The sequence below is a fragment of the Clostridium sp. AF37-5 genome (assembly GCF_003477605.1).
Taxonomy (GTDB): domain Bacteria; phylum Bacillota; class Clostridia; order Lachnospirales; family Lachnospiraceae; genus Eubacterium_F.
Genome location: NZ_QUDR01000012.1, coordinates 42,801 through 60,292, shown reverse-complemented (window position 1 = coordinate 60,292; position 17,492 = coordinate 42,801). Strand labels below are relative to the sequence as shown.

At 41.0% G+C, this 17,492-nt stretch carries 12 protein-coding genes; 1 reads left to right on the top strand and 11 read right to left on the bottom strand.

Going from position 1 to position 17,492, the window contains the following annotated elements:
- Positions 1-5: 5 nt before the first annotated feature.
- From ileS to DW019_RS08925, 11 genes are all read right to left on the bottom strand, one after another.
- Positions 6-3,167 carry an isoleucine--tRNA ligase gene (gene ileS / locus DW019_RS08975; protein WP_117478134.1) on the bottom strand — a complete coding sequence of 1,054 codons (3,162 nt, stop codon included), beginning with the start codon at positions 3,165-3,167 and terminating at the stop codon, positions 6-8.
- Between the two features lie 331 nt (positions 3,168-3,498).
- A complete protein-coding gene (locus DW019_RS08970) occupies positions 3,499-5,592 on the bottom strand; it encodes a methyl-accepting chemotaxis protein (RefSeq protein ID WP_117478135.1) in 2,094 nt (697 codons plus the stop codon).
- 102 nt (positions 5,593-5,694) lie between these two features.
- Positions 5,695-6,342: a phosphate signaling complex protein PhoU gene (gene phoU, locus DW019_RS08965; protein WP_118443159.1), complete on the bottom strand. Its 648-nt coding sequence runs from the start codon at positions 6,340-6,342 to the stop codon at positions 5,695-5,697.
- A complete protein-coding gene (gene pstB / locus DW019_RS08960; RefSeq protein WP_022376054.1) occupies positions 6,342-7,094 on the bottom strand; it encodes a phosphate ABC transporter ATP-binding protein PstB in 753 nt (250 codons plus the stop codon). Before pstB ends, phoU begins: the two co-directional genes overlap by 1 nt.
- Before the next feature lie 14 nt (positions 7,095-7,108).
- Complete coding sequence (gene pstA / locus DW019_RS08955) at positions 7,109-7,984, bottom strand: phosphate ABC transporter permease PstA (protein WP_118443158.1); 876 nt, start codon at positions 7,982-7,984, stop codon at positions 7,109-7,111.
- Positions 7,985-8,827 carry a phosphate ABC transporter permease subunit PstC gene (pstC, locus tag DW019_RS08950; RefSeq protein ID WP_022376056.1) on the bottom strand — a complete coding sequence of 281 codons (843 nt, stop codon included), beginning with the start codon at positions 8,825-8,827 and terminating at the stop codon, positions 7,985-7,987.
- Between the two features lie 11 nt (positions 8,828-8,838).
- Entirely contained in the window at positions 8,839-9,741 is a 903-nt protein-coding gene (locus DW019_RS08945) for a substrate-binding domain-containing protein (RefSeq protein WP_022376057.1), read from the bottom strand.
- A gap of 501 nt (positions 9,742-10,242) precedes the next feature.
- Positions 10,243-12,198 (bottom strand): methyl-accepting chemotaxis protein, encoded by a 1,956-nt coding sequence (locus DW019_RS08940; RefSeq protein ID WP_181974924.1) that lies wholly within the window; start codon positions 12,196-12,198, stop codon positions 10,243-10,245.
- Between the two features lie 153 nt (positions 12,199-12,351).
- Positions 12,352-14,121, bottom strand: a complete 1,770-nt coding sequence (locus tag DW019_RS15735; RefSeq protein WP_117478141.1) for a DUF1294 domain-containing protein — start codon at positions 14,119-14,121, stop codon at positions 12,352-12,354.
- Positions 14,122-14,130: 9 nt separating this feature from the next.
- Complete coding sequence (hydE, locus tag DW019_RS08930; RefSeq protein ID WP_117478142.1) at positions 14,131-15,180, bottom strand: [FeFe] hydrogenase H-cluster radical SAM maturase HydE; 1,050 nt, start codon at positions 15,178-15,180, stop codon at positions 14,131-14,133.
- On the bottom strand, positions 15,104-15,553 hold the full coding sequence (locus DW019_RS08925) for a hypothetical protein (protein ID WP_022376064.1): 450 nt from the start codon (positions 15,551-15,553) through the stop codon (positions 15,104-15,106). The genes hydE and DW019_RS08925 overlap by 77 nt, the downstream gene beginning before the upstream one ends.
- A gap of 797 nt (positions 15,554-16,350) precedes the next feature.
- Here DW019_RS08925 and DW019_RS08920 point away from each other — a divergent pair.
- A complete protein-coding gene (locus tag DW019_RS08920) occupies positions 16,351-17,478 on the top strand; it encodes a CDP-glycerol glycerophosphotransferase family protein (RefSeq protein ID WP_118443157.1) in 1,128 nt (375 codons plus the stop codon).
- Positions 17,479-17,492 lie beyond the last annotated feature (14 nt).

Below are 17,492 nucleotides of genomic sequence, written 5' to 3'. Positions count from 1 at the left end.
CTTCGTTACGCTTCCACTTTTGTAACACCCAGTGTAACAGCCTCACCGTTAATTTTCCAATCTGCGGTGTAACCTTCTACTTTATCCAAAATAACCTCATCTGCCAAAACATCGGCTTTAATCTGAGATTCATTTGCTTTGATGATTTCTTTAATCTTATCATTTCCCTGCTCGTAAACACGGATATGGTCAACCACTTCAAAACCTGCATCTTTACGCATGGTCTGAATTTTACTGATAACCTCACGCACAAATCCTTCCTCGATTAACTCCGGTGTCAGGTTTGTATCCAATACAACGGTAATACCGTGATCTTCCTCGCTCACATAGCCATCCATCTGTGCCGTTTCTACCAGCAAATCCTCTGTTGCCAGCACTTCATCTACGCCGCCAACCGTAACAGTCACTTCACCGGAAGCATTCAACGCATCCATCGTAGCATTGCCATCTAATCCGGCAAGCACTTCTTTCAATTCGTTCAAACGGCTTCCGAAACGGCGTCCGAGAGTACGAAGCTGCGGCTTAAACTGATATGTCGTAAATTCTTTTGTATCATTGGTAAATACAACTTCTTTTACATTCAGCTCATCTGCAATGATTTCTTTATAGAAATCGGACAATTCGCCTTCTGCCTTTACATACATTTTTCCAATTGGCTGACGGTTTTTGATATTTGCTGTATTACGGCATGCACGGCCAAGAACAACAATGTCCAAAAGCTGTTTCATCTGTGTCTCAAGTTCTTTGTCAATCCATTCTTCCTTAACTTTCGGAAAATCACACAAATGAATACTTTCCGGTGCTTTTGAATCCAGATTGCACACAAGATTCTGATAAATGCTCTCGGTCATAAATGGAATCATCGGAGCTGCTGCCTTACTGATTGTTACAAGTGCCGTATACAAAGTCATGTAGGCATTCATTTTATCCTGCTCCATGCCTTTTGCCCAGAAACGATCACGACAGCGGCGCACATACCAGTTACTCATATCTTCCACAAAACTCTGCAATGCTTTTGCGGTCTCCGGAATTTTGTAGTTGTCAAGGTCCTCATCAACTTCTTTAACCGTCGAATACAGACGGGACAAAAGCCAGCGGTCCATAATCGAAAGTTTCTCATATTCTAATGTATGCTCGGTTGGATTAAACTGGTCAATCTCCGCATACAACACATAAAAGGCATATGTGTTCCACAGTGTACCCATGAATTTACGCTGTCCCTCGGTAACCGCTTTTCCATGGAAACGGTTCGGCAGCCATGGTGCACTGTTTACATAGAAATACCAGCGGATTGCGTCTGCTCCATAATTTTCCAGAGCATCAAACGGATCTACGGCATTTCCCTTACTCTTACTCATCTTCTGTCCATTTTCATCCTGCACATGTCCAAGAACGATTACATTTTCATATGGTGCTTTGTTGAAAAGTAAAGTAGATTCTGCCATCAGCGAATGGAACCATCCACGTGTCTGGTCAACCGCCTCGGAGATAAACTGGGCCGGAAACTGTTTCTCAAACACGTCTTTATTTTCAAATGGATAGTGATACTGTGCAAATGGCATCGCACCGGAGTCAAACCAACAGTCGATTACTTCCGGTACACGGTGCATAACTTTTCCACAATCCGGACAGGTAAAGGTTACTTCATCAATGTATGGACGGTGGAGTTCTACCTCAGCGGCTTTTGGATCTCCGGCACGCTCTGCCAGTTCTTTTCTTCCGCCGATACATTCCTGATGTCCACATCCTTCACACTCCCAGATGTTTAATGGAGTTCCCCAATAACGGTTACGGGAAATTGCCCAGTCCTGAATATTCTCTAACCAGTTTCCAAAACGTCCTTTTCCAATTGACTCCGGAATCCAGTTTACAGTGTTATTATTTTTAATCAAATCGTCTTTTACTGCTGTTTCACGGATATACCAGGATTCTCTTGCATAGTAAATCAACGGTGTATCACAGCGCCAGCAGTGTGGATATTCATGCTCAAACTTCGGTGCATCAAACAACTGTCCTCTGGCATCTAAGTCTTTTAATACCTCAGGGTCCGCTTTCTTTACGAAAATACCTGCAAATGGAGTCTCTTCTGTCAACTCGCCTTTTTCATTTACAAACTGCACAAAAGGAAGGTCATAGTTTCTTCCCACATTGGCATCATCTTCACCAAATGCCGGTGCGATATGAACAATACCGGTACCATCGGTCATCGTAACGTAAGTATCACAGGTTACGAAAAATCCTTTTTTGTTCTGCTTATCAGCACACTCTTTCGCGCAGGCAAACAATGGCTCATATTCTTTATGCTCTAATGCGGTTCCCGGGAAACTCTCTAACACTTCATAAGCCGGCTCATCATCTTTTGCCAGTTTACCAAGTACCGTATCCAAAAGATCCTGCGCCATATAATAAGTATAGCCATCTGCTGCTTTTACTTTACAGTAAGTATCATTCGGGTTTACACAAAGAGCCACGTTACTTGGCAGGGTCCAAGGTGTTGTCGTCCATGCAAGGAAATAGGCATCCTCACCTGTCACCTTAAAGCGGACAATAGCAGAACGCTCTTTTACGGTTTTGTATCCCTGCGCAACCTCCTGTGCGGACAACGGTGTACCACAGCGAGGGCAGTAAGGCACGATTTTAAATCCTTTATACAAAAGGTCTTTATTCCAGATTTCCTTCAATGCCCACCACTCAGACTCAATATAATTGTCATCATATGTGACATATGGGTCATCCATGTCAGCCCAGAAACCTACGGTATCGGAAAAGTCTTCCCACATACCTTTGTATTTCCAGACAGATTCTTTACACTGATTAATAAATGGTTCCATACCATATTCTTCAATCTGCTCTTTTCCATCCAGACCTAACAGTTTTTCTACTTCCAGCTCAACCGGCAGACCATGCGTGTCCCATCCGGCTTTACGCGGCACACGATAGCCTTTCATTGTACGGTAACGCGGAATCATATCTTTAATAACACGGGTCAATACATGACCAATATGCGGTTTTCCATTCGCCGTTGGCGGTCCATCGTAAAACATATACGTTGGTGCCCCCTCACGCAGTTTAATACTTTTGCGAAAAATATCTTTGTCTTTCCAAAATTTTTCTACTTCTTTTTCTCTCTCGACAAAATTCATGCCTGTTGATACTTTGTTATACATAGTTACCTCCATTAAAAAAAATAAAAAAGCTCCCATCCAACTAGGATGAGAGCCTAAACTTTCATTATACCACCTGTCTTCTACGTCAGGACTGTGAGTGTTTCACAAACCGAACATATATCTCTATAACGGGAGATACCGGCGTAGTCTACTGGATAAATACCGTTCGACTTTGCAGCTAAGGAGTGATATTCGCCTATGCTTACTGGTGCCGGATTCTCACTATCGCCGGCTCACTGAAACACTTCCACACAGGGTACTGTCTCCGTCAACGCTTTTCTCTATGAGCATTTTCATGATAGTACGATTATTTGCAATTGTCAAGAGTTTGTTATTTCTTGCCATCCAAATCAAATTCACTGACAATCTGATTTAAATTGTTAGCACTTTCTTCGCTATCCTGCATAAATGTTCCGGTTGCCTCAATCTTCCGAACCATCTCAGAAGTTTTCTCTGCAATGTCTGAAACACCGGTTGCCGACTCATTTACCGTCAGATTAATCTCTTCGATTGAATGAGAAATATCAGTAATCGCATCAACCAACGTAACAATTGAATGATTAATTTTAGTCATGCCATCTTCAAAAGCAGCAGCATCTTCGGAATACTTCTCGCCGACTTCCATAAATCCTTTGTAATCGCCAAGAACCGTATTTTCCAAAAAGTCCATCGCATTCTGTAAACAATCTACCATACCGCTTACTGCGTTATGTACCTCGCCAATAATGCTGTCGATATCACCAACTGCATTCTGGGTCTGTGTAGCCAAAGCACCGATTTCGGTTGCTACAACGGCAAATCCTTTACCGGCCTCTCCTGCTCTTGCTGCTTCAATGGAAGCATTTAAGGCAAGGAGATTTGTCTGAGAAGAAATTTCCATAATATCATGCGTAAGTTCATTAATCTTCTCTACCGCTTCTGCCTGTTTCATCGCAACTTCCGTACGCTGTTTCACTTCTGCATACATTTCATCTGTACGTTTTCCGGCATTCTCCGTCGTTGTCTTTAACTGATTCGCACGCTCCATCACTTCCGTTGACAGTGCGGCACCTCTTCCCGAAAGTGCCTTAATACTTTCGGCATTTTCTTTTACGGTTGCAATCGTCTGATTTACTGTATCCGTTGCACTGGCTGCTTCTTCCATCGCTGCTGCGAGTTCTTCTGTCGTGGCCGAGTTATTATTACAGATATCATTGACCTCTGACATATTCACAGTCAAGTCGGTAACATTATCACCCATTTTAATTCCTGCCTGGTCAATTAACGCTACCATCGCACGAAGTTTACTTCGCATCTGCTGTACGGCACGTGCCATCGCACCGGTCTCGTCCTTCATACGGACTAATTTCTCACCCTTTTCACTTTTTACAAAATTAAGTTTCGCCGTATTCTCAATAATTCCTGTCAAATCCTTAATTGGACGAATCATCGAACCACTGAAGAAAAATCCTGTAATTGCTGCATATAAAGTTGCTGCAACAATCGCAATAATCATCATATACATCAAGCGGGTGGAATTGCTCTGCACTTCTTTATCTAAAACAGCCATTACCAATTTCATGCCATTCTTCAATGAAACAGCACTTACCATTTTCCTGTTTCCATTATAAGTGTACTCTTTTATTTCGCCCGTCTTTCCGGCCTTCACAAATGAGGCCAGTTCGCCATCCACTTTCTGCAAATCCGTTCCCTGTTTTATATCCTTATGTGACAAAACTTTATTCGATGAATCAACCAAGAAAACATATCCGGAATCAAAACATTTGGCTTTGTCGGCAAGTTGTTTTAACTGATTAAAGTTGATATCCATGCCAACAACTCCAATTGCTTCATTGTCAATCATAATCGGAACAACATAGGAAATCATATATACATTCACATTGGAATTTAAATACGGATCCATCCAAGTTGCCTTTCCATTTTTAACCGGAATATAATACCAGCCCACATGTTCTGCATCGTCTTTGTCAAAACTGCTGAAATCTGTCGGTGTCAATGACTTAAAATCTGCATTCTCACTCTCTTTCGAAGCAAAAATACCGGATGTTGCTTCTGTAAATTCCGGATTATAGCGGATATAATAAGTCATCGCGCCCTTCGTGTTATTCGCACACTGAAGAGCTGTAGTCTCTAACGCCTCCGTACAGGAATCCACGTAGCTGCTGCTGCTTTTGAACTTGTCTACATCCTGAATCTGATTTTTTGTTACATCTGCAAGAGTATTCACCGCAACTTCTACCTGTGAAAGCAGGTTATCGATATCTTTCCCATACCCTTCACTCACTGTCGTCAATTTTTCTTTTGCATCACTGTCGGCAACTGCTCTCGAATTATAATATCCTATAATTCCGCAAATTAAAGCAGCTATAGCCGTTGTTCCTACCAATAGTAACAATATGCGAAATCGCAATGATTTTGATTTCATACACACGCTCCTCCTATCTCATAAGTAAAATCAATGTTATATTTATTTTACTGCTGATAAGGAAAAAATGCAATTATAACTTTACATATTTTTACTTTATTTTTATTTTTTCTTGTGCTCTCCGGTAATTGAAAAAATGACCCATTCCGCAATGTTGCAGGCATGGTCTCCGATTCGCTCAAAGTACTTTGCAATCATAAGTAAATCCGTCGCACAAGCCCCCTCTTCCGGATTACTGCGAATAAGAGAAATTACATCCTCTCTTGACTTAATAAATAAATCATCAATAATGTCATCATGTGCAATGACTTCTTTTGCTTTTTCCTCGTCTTTTTCTACATATGCTTCCACGCTCTGCACAACCATATAGGTCGTTTCTGCTGCCATCTTTCGAATATGCTCCATATCTCTTTTATACTTAGCATCAATTAAATGCAGGGTTACTTCCGAAATATCTGCTGCCTGATCACCAATTCTTTCCATGTCTGTAATCATTTTCAGTGCCGATGAAATTACGCGCAGATCCCTTGCCACAGGCTGTTGCTGCAACAAAAGTTTCAAGCAGAGATTTTCGATAATCCGCTCCTCCTCATTAATTTCATCATCATAATCAATTACTTTTTCCGCCTGTTCTTTGTCACGGTTATTCAGTGCGCTGATTGCCATGCCGATTGCCTGGCCAATCATATGCCCCATCTGAATCATGTCCTGATTTAATTCTGTAAGCTGTCTGTCAAATCGATTTCTCATCATCCAAACCTCCCCGTAATATAATCTTCTGTACGTTTATCCGTTGGCATGGAAAATAATTTTTCCGTTTTGTCCATTTCAACTACTTCTCCAAGAAGGAAAAATACCGTGCGGTCAGATACACGCGTTGCCTGCTGCATATTATGCGTTACCATTACAATTGTGTATTTATCTTTTAATTCCAGTACCAAATCCTCAATTCTTGAAGTGGAAATCGGGTCTAAGGCACTTGTTGGTTCATCCATCAAAATCACTTCCGGCTCTATTGCAAGTGCTCTGGCAATACACAAACGCTGCTGCTGTCCGCCGGATAAACCAAGGGCACTTTTTTTCAAACGGTCTTTGAGTTCGTCCCAAATTGCTGCCTGTTTCAGCGACCGTTCAACTATTTCATCTAATTTTGCCTTGGAGTGAATTCCATGAGTTCGTGGACCATAAGCAATATTATCGTACACACTCATTGGAAATGGGTTCGGGTTCTGGAACACCATTCCAACCCGCTTGCGAAGATGATTGACATCAATGTCACCGTAAATATCTTCGCCATCTAACTGAAGGGAACCGGAAATCCGACACCCTTCTACCAAATCATTCATCCGGTTTAGCGATTTTAAAAATGTAGATTTACCGCAGCCGGAAGGTCCGATAAAAGCGGTAATCTCATTCGCCGGAATGTTCATACTGACATCTTTCAGTGCATGAAAATCTCCATAATAGAGATTCATGTTTTGTATGCAAAATTTATCTTCCATATTCATTCTCCATTCTAATTGCCATATTTGTTTTTCCCAACTTTTCGAGCGACAAAATTCGACAACATATTGATTGCAATTACAAGGACCAAAAGAACCACTGCCGTTGCATACGATTCATCCGTATGCAGTCCTTCTTTTGACAAATTATACATATGAACCGATAACGTTCTTGCCGAATCAAAAATGCTGCTTGGCACTTTTGCAATCGTTCCTGCCGTATAAATCAATGCTGCGGTCTCACCAACAATCCTCCCGGTAGCCAAAATAACACCGGATAAAATCCCCGGAACGGCGCTCGGCAAAACTACGTGAAATACCGTTCGCAGTTTTCCGGCACCAAGCCCAAAGCTTCCTTCTCGGTAAGAATCCGGCACTGCCATAAGTGCTTCTTCGGTCGTTCGCATAATAACCGGAAGCACCATAATTGCTAAGGTGAGAGCTCCTGACAAAAGGGAAAATCCCCATTTGCAGTAACCGACGAAGAACAACATACCAAACAATCCATAAACAATCGATGGTATTCCGGTCAGTGTTTCTGCCGTTACACGAATTGCACTTACTAATTTGTTCCCTTTCTTCGCATATTCCACCAGATAAATGGCGGCGAAAATGCCAAGCGGAACCGCAACAATCAAGGTTGCCAGTGTCATAAGCACCGTATTAATCAGTGCCGGCATCATCGAAACATTGTCCGATGTATAAGTAAAAGCAAACAGTGACGGTTTCAAATGTGGAATACCATTTGCCAGAATATAAACAATCAGGTATCCTAACACAAATACCGTAATCGCTGCTGCCAAAATTGTAATCAGGTAAAGAACCAGAGAGGACTTATGTTTTGCAAGTGCTTTCCATTTCTGCTTTTGTTTTTTCAAACCATTTGCCATCTAGTCCACCTTCTTTCTCTTTAAGAGTGAGAACAATAAATTGATAATCAGGATAAAGACAAACAGGACAACACCTGTCGCAATTAACGCTTCGCGGTGTAAATCTGCCGCATATCCCATTTCAATTACTATGTTTGCTGTAAGTGTACGAACACCCTTTAACAAACCGGCAGGCATTCTTGCCTGATTTCCGGCAATCATAATGACTGCCATCGTCTCACCAATCGCACGTCCGACACCAAGAATGATTCCTGCTAAAATTCCGGATTTCGCTGCCGGTACAACCGTACGGTAAACACTTCTCTCATGCGTGGCACCAAGTGCCAGTGCTCCTTCGTAATATTTATCCGGCACCGCCTGAATAGCTGCCTCTGATGTCTCAATAATCGTTGGCAGAATCATAATGCCAAGCAAAAGAGATGCCGTTAAAATACTGTTTCCATTTCCGCCAAAGGTGTCGCGCACCATCGGAACCAGAACAACAAGTCCAAAAAATCCGTAGACAACGGATGGGATTCCGGCAAGCAAATCGACGCCGCCTTTTAAGATTCGATACCATTTTTTCGGACAATACTTTGCTAAAAACACTGCTGTCAAAATGCCAATCGGAACTCCTACAATAAGAGCTCCGGCGGTCACATATATACTTCCTAATATCATCGGCAAAATCCCAAATTTGTGATTTCCCGGTTTCCACGCCGTTCCCGTCAGGAAATCGAACAAGCCGATTTCCTTAATTGCCGGGATACCATTTGCGAAGAGAAAGATACAAATTAATGCTACAGCAAGAATCGAAACACAAGCGGCAATCAGAAACACTACTTTCATTGCCTTTTCTTTCATGGCTGCCTCCTTTATTTGATGGCACTCCAGTCTGTGATTGTTCCGCGGAACACATCATTTACCTGTGCTTTTGTCATGTTATCTACTTTGTTTTCGTTATTTACGATTACTACGATTCCGTCTTTTGCAATTACTGTCGGTGTAAGTCCTGCACCTGTTTCACTGTCTTTTAAGTCACGGGATGCCATACCGATGTCACAAGTTCCTTCTGCTGCTGAATTCATACCTGTTGTGGAATCACTTTCCTGAATTTCAATTTCTGCTCCACTGTTTACTGTCTTGTAACTTTCAGCAAGTTTTTCCATAACCGGCGTAACCGAAGAGGAACCGGCTACTACAATTTTACCTTTGGCACCGTTACTCTTGAAAGCACCGGCATCACTTGCTTTGATGTAACCGTTAGACTCAATTACTTTCTGTCCGTCTTCACTCAGGATGTAGTTAATGAAGTCCTGTGTTACTTCACTTTTCTTATCCTTTGTTGCAATGTTAAATGGTCGGGAAATTGCATAACTTCCATTGTTAATGTTATCAACCGTTGGCTCTGCACCGTCAATCTTAAGTCCTTTCACACTGTCATTTAAAGAACCAAGTGAGCAGTAACCAATTGCATTTTTATCACCGGCTACGGTTGTCATAACGATTTCCGTGCTGTTTGCGATTGTTGCTTCTTCTGTCGTCTTGTCTACTTTTTCTCCGTTCTCCTCATCTTCAACACCAAAAAGCTCTACAAAAGCGCCTCGTGTACCGGAACCATCTTCACGTGATACAACGGAAATTTCCTGTGCTGCATCTGCAGATGTATTTCCTGCATCATTTGTTGTGCTGCTGTCAGAGCCGCCACAGCCGGTAATCATCCCCACTGTCATAACCCCGCATAAAACCATTCCTAATACTTTTTTTGTCATCTTCATTTTTGTTTTCTCCTTTCAATCTTTTCATCTTTCTTTTTCTTTCTTACAAGTCCTAGTTTAGGAGGCGAATGTAAAATCTGAAATCATTTCTATGTAAAAAGTTCGTAAAAATTTGCAAAAAAATACACCCCCATTGACTGCACGCTCCCGCTTAACAGCCGCGCAAGGGTATGGGCATGCTAAATACGCATGTCTCATACCCGCGTGGCTGTATGCAGTCAATGGGTCGTGTTTTTTTGCTACGGAATGGATTGGGGATTAGGTTTGAGAAAAATAAGAAAAAGGGAAATTGCAAAATAGATAGAAATTAATATGTAGTAATATAGTTCTTCTTTTGGAATTTCCAGTCAATAAAAAGGTTATGTTGCGTGGGTACAAGCACGTGGGTATCCGGCATGCGTATTTAGCATGCCGATACCCCTACGCGCTTGTTAAGCGGAAGCGCCCACAAAACATAACCTTTCTTTATTGACTGGAAATTCCAAGAATATGTATATTGCTTTACATATTAAATTTTTCCATCGTCTCCCGCAAAGCATTTACGCTTTCCATCGCATTCTTCGTTTCCTTAGTCATGCTTTCACTTGAACTTGTCATGTTCTGCAAATTCTCATTTACGCTTTCTACTGCAGACGCAAGTTCCATCTGTGCTGAACTTGCATTTTCCAAAACATTTGAAATACTTTGAATTGCGTCCATTACTTCTTCTGCATTATGTTCCATGGAACCGCTTGTTTCCTCATAATAATTTGCGTCTTCTTTATACTGATTCGCAAGACTTGCAAATTTATCATAATCTGCCAAAACTGTCTCATCTAAAAAGACTAATAACTCGTTACTTTCAGTGGACAGTATCTTCACACTTTCAAATACTTTCTGCGTCAAGTCATTCACTTTACGAATTTCGTTTGATGTATCTTCACTCAATTGTTTGATTTCTTCCGCAACAACCGCAAATCCTTTTCCTGACTCTCCGGCTCTTGCCGCCTCAATCGAAGCATTTAATGCAAGAAGATTTGTCTGAGAAGCAATTTCTTCAATTGACGCTGAGACAGTTGCAATCTCGCCAATAATTCTTGTCTGCTGAATCGCCATTTGCATACGATTTCTGCTTTCGTCCGCCTTCACCACAGCACTGTCTTTATCTGTCATTAATTTCTGCACCGCTTCATTGACACGCTCACCAATCTCTTTCGCTTTATCAGACATTTCTTCTGCATGGGATACAAGAACATCCACTGCATGCGTTGTATCCTTGCAAGTTTTATCAATGTTTTGAATACTGGTTGTCTGGGAATCAATGTTTGCTCCGGTTTCTTCCATTGCTGCACTGATTTCCATAATATTCTGATTAATTAAGGAGACCTTGTCATTCGTATTTTCCACTCTGGTATGAATGACATTGGATTCATCTTTTGTTTTGCGAATCACACCAATAAAACGCTGTTCTAACTCCTGTAATAAATAAGAGATTTCCTCAACCTCATTTTTATGTACATTCTTTTGAGAATCACCGATGACTTTCTCCCGGATAAATGTCTTCATATTTTCAAGTGGCCTCAAATTTTTCTTCACACTGGCAATGGTAAGAAGAACTACGAGAATCAAAAGGACAACCCCGATTCCGACAACTAAAATCACACTCTTCACCACTTGTGTTGTTACTACTGATTCCCTCTCCGTTACACCAAATGTCCATCCGGTAGCTGTAATCTGCGCGGTATGAATAAATTTTGAATATCCATCATAATCTGTTATCTCAGAAACCTCTTTTACATTAACAGAAAGTACCTTAGCCAAAGAAGTATTTCCTTCCTCTTTCGGCAGATAATCCTTATTCTGATGCGAAACAACCATACCATCGGCATCTAACAAAAAGCCCTGAATGTTTTCATCCGTACTTACATTAGAAACAAGTTTAGTCAAAGTATCAATCGTAATATCCGCCAGCACAACCGCCTGTTCGCCTTTTATTTCCAGCGGTTCTGCAATGGTAACAATCATTTTCCCAGAAGCAAAATCTTTATATGGTGCCGTATAAATCAAACTATTTTTCTTAATGGCCTGCTTCCACCAGTCTCTTGTCGTTGGATCCAGATCTATTTTAGAATGGTTTGCAGGAAATACTCCTCCATCATATCCAAAACACAAATAATACATCAATGCCTCTTTATTCTCACTCAAGGCTTTTTCCAGGTAATCCATCACGTGATCCGTATCTTTTGTGTTCATAAAAGCAATCGTATTCGTAATTGTATGTACCGTGTTTGCCTGCCCCTGCAGCCATTCATTAACCACACGTGCATTGGTCTGTGCCTCTCTGCTGACATATTGTCTTGTCTGATTTGTCATGTTTGTTTTTAATGCATTCACACTGACAATTTCGCAGACAATAATTGCTGCAACAATAAAAATTGCTGTGTTTAGTGTAAGTTTCCCCTTAATTGTTTTTTTCATATTCCCCCTCCTTGACATATAAATAATTTACTCATTGTAAGATGTTTTCTCCATCTTCTCCATCAATTCAAGTATCCTTTCTGTCTGCTTATCTCTTATAGTCTAACATCATTTTCTACAACATGCAAGACAAAACATATCACATGCGTGCCCCTATTCATCCGTTTTCATCAGCCCTTTTAACAACTTCTTATCCGAAATCGTTTTTACTTGTTTTGCTGTAATTGTAAACCACTTTTCTTTCTTCTCAAGCGTTCTATACTTGCCAGTCACATCTTCAATCCGGCAATTTCCTTGTTCGTCTCCACAAAAAGTATACACTTTATCCGAGACTACCTTTTCCTGCTTGTCTTTTTGCGCCACACGCACAACTCTTTTATCCGGTGTCGCATTATCCTCATACATATAATCAATTGCCATTTCTACCATGTTCGTTTCCTTTTCAAGTGTAAGCCATTTTTCCCGATTTTTCATATATGTCTTTCCTTCCGCATAATCAAAATCTATATAGCTGACACCTGTATTCACTGTCTGCGTCTGCTTTGTTTCCACATCATAGCAGTAATAATTTTCATAATCCGGCATCGGCTTTCCATACCGGTTTTTCATCGGTTTCTCCGACAAATAAACGGATACCTTGTAAATAATTTTCCCCTTTTTTTCCTGCCTTACATTACTTAAATTTTCATACTTTAAATCTGCAATTTCACAATACCGCCCTACATGCTTTAACACCGTTTTTTTGTTGTCTTTCACCGAAATAGCGAGAAATTCTTTTTTCGATGCGGTGTAAATAACTCCATTTTCCACAGCTCCCGGAATCGCCTTGATTTTTTTCTTTTCATACGTTCCATCTTCATGGAATTTATAATACAATACCTCAGCATTTTTTTCGCCAATTTCAATTCCCGCTGCCACTTCTTTTGTATCCTTATCAAAAGAAAAGCCGGGCATTTCGTCCATGATTTTTTTCCACTCGCCATTTTTTAATGATATCTGCCACAACCAACTAAAACTATGATACTTAGCAGGCACAGTCATCAATACATAAACATAATCTCCACAGGAAAATAAAAATTCTAACGACCATCTATCCTCCTCGGCATTCTTCTTTTCCTCTTTGTCAGAATTGCTTCCCACCTTACGAAATCCCGACTGGATACTGCCGACATAAAGCGTCGATGATGTCAAAATGTATTGTTTCCCATCCTTTTCCATAATATCTGTTGGCCGGCCTTCTTCAATTGAAATCTCCTTCATGGCCTTTCCCAAAAAATTAAATACAATTAACTTTTCGGCAATCTGCGCAATCACATATTGTCCGCTCTCATTCGCTGCAAATAACGAATCATCATAATTTTCAACATTTTCACGATATGTATATACAGCCGGAACTTTCATTGTCTTTGGATTCCAAAAATAAATCTTTATTTTTGATTTTGTTCCCGAATCAAAAGACACAAACAAGTCCCCCACACGATAACACTCATCCATTGTATTGAATGGAATCGAAAAAGACTCCTGCGAAAGACTTTTCTTAAACTCCTGTTTTTCAATGGTAAATTCTTCCCCTCTTTTTAATCCCTCCCTTGATGTGGAAGAAAGGCTCGCCGTTTTCGCTGCATTTTCTTTTTTGGCAGTGTTCCCCATGTATTTCCCACCCGCACAAAAAATACCAATAACAGCAAGCACCTCCAAGAAAAAGATAACGGGAACCCCTACATAAAACTTTGGTTTACGTGTTTTGTGATGAAAAACATGCATTCCGGCAAAGGCACCTATTACACCAATAACAGCGATAACAAGAAGGGTAGTTTCCGGGATTCTCCACTTATTGTGAACTGCTTTATACTTGTCCACTCCGTAAATCAAAAATACAATTCCATTTAAAATCAAATATGCTGCCAAAAAATACGCTATCATACGTTCCTCCTATTTCTCAATCCGGCTGTCTCCCCGGTCAGTCACAATCCGGTAGCCAACCGATTCCACACGCCTGCTTAAACAATCTTTACACTGTGCCGACTCTTCCCCGGTACATATTTTATTATCATACAGCTCGTACTTTTTCCGCACAGAAACCGGTGATAAATTTGGCATTAATACATTCGCTCCTGCCAATAATCCCTGCTCTCGTCCATCCGGTGCAATTGTTCCAAGTGCTGTCGTCGCAGGAAGTAACACCCCCGGAAACATCAGACGAAGAATACTTAATAATAAAAGTGTCTGCTCATAGGAACCATTTTCTTCTGCACCAAATGGTGTATCCTGATGGGCAAGAAACGGTCCGATTCCAATCATATGGGGCTTCAGTTCCTGCAAAAATTCAAAATCTTCAACAAGACACTCCACCGTCTGTCCCGGCGAGCCTACCATAAAACCGGCACCTACTTCATATCCAAGTTCACGTAAGGTAAATAAACATTCTTTACGGTTTTTAAGTTTCATTTCCTGAGGATGCAGTTTTCTATAGTGAGCGTCGTCCGCCGTCTCGTGGCGCAGAAGGTAACGGTCTGCCCCCGCCTCACGAAAACATTCATATTCCTCTTTGGTGCGCTCTCCGATAGATAACGTCACTGCACAATCCGGAAATTGTTTCTTTAATTCCCGGACAATCGAAGCCACCCGCTCTTTCGTAAACCAGCCATCTTCGCCGCCTTGCAGCACAAAAGTGCGAAACCCCAATTCATATCCTTCTTTGGCACAGGACAAAATTTCTTCCGGCGTCAGGCGGTACCGCTCCACTTTTTCGTTACTTTTGCGTATCCCGCAGTAATAACAATCATTGCGGCAGATATTTGTAAATTCAATCAGCCCCCGTACAAATACGTCCTTCCCATAAATCTTCTCCCGAACCTCTCTCGCCTGTGCGGCAAGAAACTCTCGGTCCTCTCTATTTGCTGTTTCAAGAAGTTGTATCATTTCGTTCCTGTCTAATTTCTTCTCCTGTCGAAGACGCATAATCCTCTCGCGGTTGTTCATCTTCTGATTCCTCCATCTCTTCCGAGGAAGCGTGCAGACACACTTCACTCTGCCCGTGTAATTTTTTTGCTAAGTCAAACTTCAAAATCTGCTTTCGTCTTACATTATGTCCAACAACTTCCCGATATTTTGCATTTACAAATCCAAGAATCTTAGGAAGAGCCTCGCCGACACCCGGCACATCATAATACACCGCCACTACTACATAATTCATCGGCCCGGTCTGGTAAAGCTGCAAATCGGCAAAAAATTCACCACAATTCTCCTTCAGATATGCATCAAGATACTTTACCAGCGCACAATAACGCTCCTGCCATCCGGCATTTACATAGGACATACTGACATCATACAAAAAATTATTCTTTTCTGACATATAAATCCCCAAAGAAATATCTTCACACTTATTATATGAAACTCCTCTGTTTTTGTCATCCTTTTTTCAAATGTTTGTTGCTTTTAAAATTTTTAGGTTTCCGTAAATTAGCAGGAAAAGTTTGTGGTTCGTGAGCGCTCACGCTCAACAAACGCGTAGGGGTATCGGCATGCAAAATACGCAATGCCTGATACCCACGTGTTTGTACTCACTTACCACAAATCTTTTCCTGCTAATTTACGGAAACCTAAAAAGATAAACAACTAACATTTGCCCCTATGGAACAACTCTTTTCCATTTATTTTCTTCAAAAGGTTGCATTTTTTCGTCACATTCAACTTTCATCAAGAAAATATATAAGAAAAAAACAACCTAAACAGCGAAAATTACCACAAAGAGTTGCTTGTGCCATCTAATTTCTCCAGATGAAGCCTAACACATGCAACCCTATAGAGCAAATTGCAGGAAAAGCGTTGTTTCAAAACTGCGCACCTAATTCGTGCAGGAGAGATTCACTAACAAGTATCTGCTGGCAGCTTATTAGGCTTGCATTTAATCATCAAGAAAAGTTCGTGAAGAGCGGATACAAACACGTGGGTATCTGGCATTGCGTATTTTGCATGCCGATACCCCTACGCGTTTGTCAAACGAGAGTGCCCGCGAAGCACAAACTTTTCTTGATGATTTATGGAATCCTTAACAACTGCCAACCCCTTGATTTGTCAACACTTGACATCTATTTATGCTCTGTAGTAAAATATTGAGGTTATGAAAAAGGAAAGAGGAAGCGTTTTAATATGAAAGCAAAAATACGAATAGCACGACTTCTTCAGTACCTGCTGTTTTTTATTCCGGTCAAAAAAAACCGGATTATGTTTTATGCGAATAACCGCAAGGGCTATGTGTGCAACCCAAGTATTCTTATGGAGTCGTTTTGGTTAAAACATCCGGGAGAATACGAACTTATCTGGGTCACCCGTTTTCCGGAAACCTGTACGATGCGGACCGGAATTACAGTCGTGCGCCAGCGAAGCTTAAGCTATTTTAAATTATTTCTGCGCTGTGGTATTTTTATCACTAACGATATGATTGATGAAGCACTTGTCAAAAAAAGAGGACAAATCTTTTTGACAACCTGGCATGGTGGCGGTGCTTATAAAAAAGTCGGCAAAGAAACAATAAACGAAGATAAAACCTTTGCCGCAAATTTCGACAAATGGTATAAGCGGTTAGATTACTTTGTGTCTTCCTGCCAAGCATGCACTGACATGTACGCCGAAGCATTTTCGTTAGACCGAAAAATCTTTTTGGAAACCGGAACGCCAAGAAACGATATTTTTTTCTCCAAGCATCCGGAAATCAAAAAACGTGTACAGGACTTTTATCATATAAGCGAGCAGACAAAAATTTTGCTTTTTGCGCCAAGTTTTCAGATGACTGCTCCGGAAAAAGAGCAGTACGATTTGCGCTATTTATCAGAAACAATTGACCGTTTAGAAGAAGCGACCAAAAGCAACTGGATTGTTCTTTACCGCTCACATTATTTCCGAGAGGAAACAAATGAATCCCTTGATGAGCGGATTCTTGACGGAAATGCCTATTATGAAATGCAGGACTTACTTTACACCAGTGATTTACTGGTAACCGATTTTTCTTCCTGCATCTGGGATTTTGCCTTGACCGGGCGCCCGGTTTTCTTATTGGAAAACCGCCTGAAAGAATACGAACAAATGGACCGCGGTTTCTTTGTTCCATATGACACATGGCCGTATTTGAAATGCAAAGACATTGCGGCACTTCCCGACATGGCAGTCAAATACCGGGACGAAGACTTCACAACTTTGTACAAACAGCATTTTGAAACCATGGGTTCTTTTGAAAAAGGAACAGCATGTGAACAAATTCTTCATATATTAGAGAACTAAGAATGTAAGGAGTA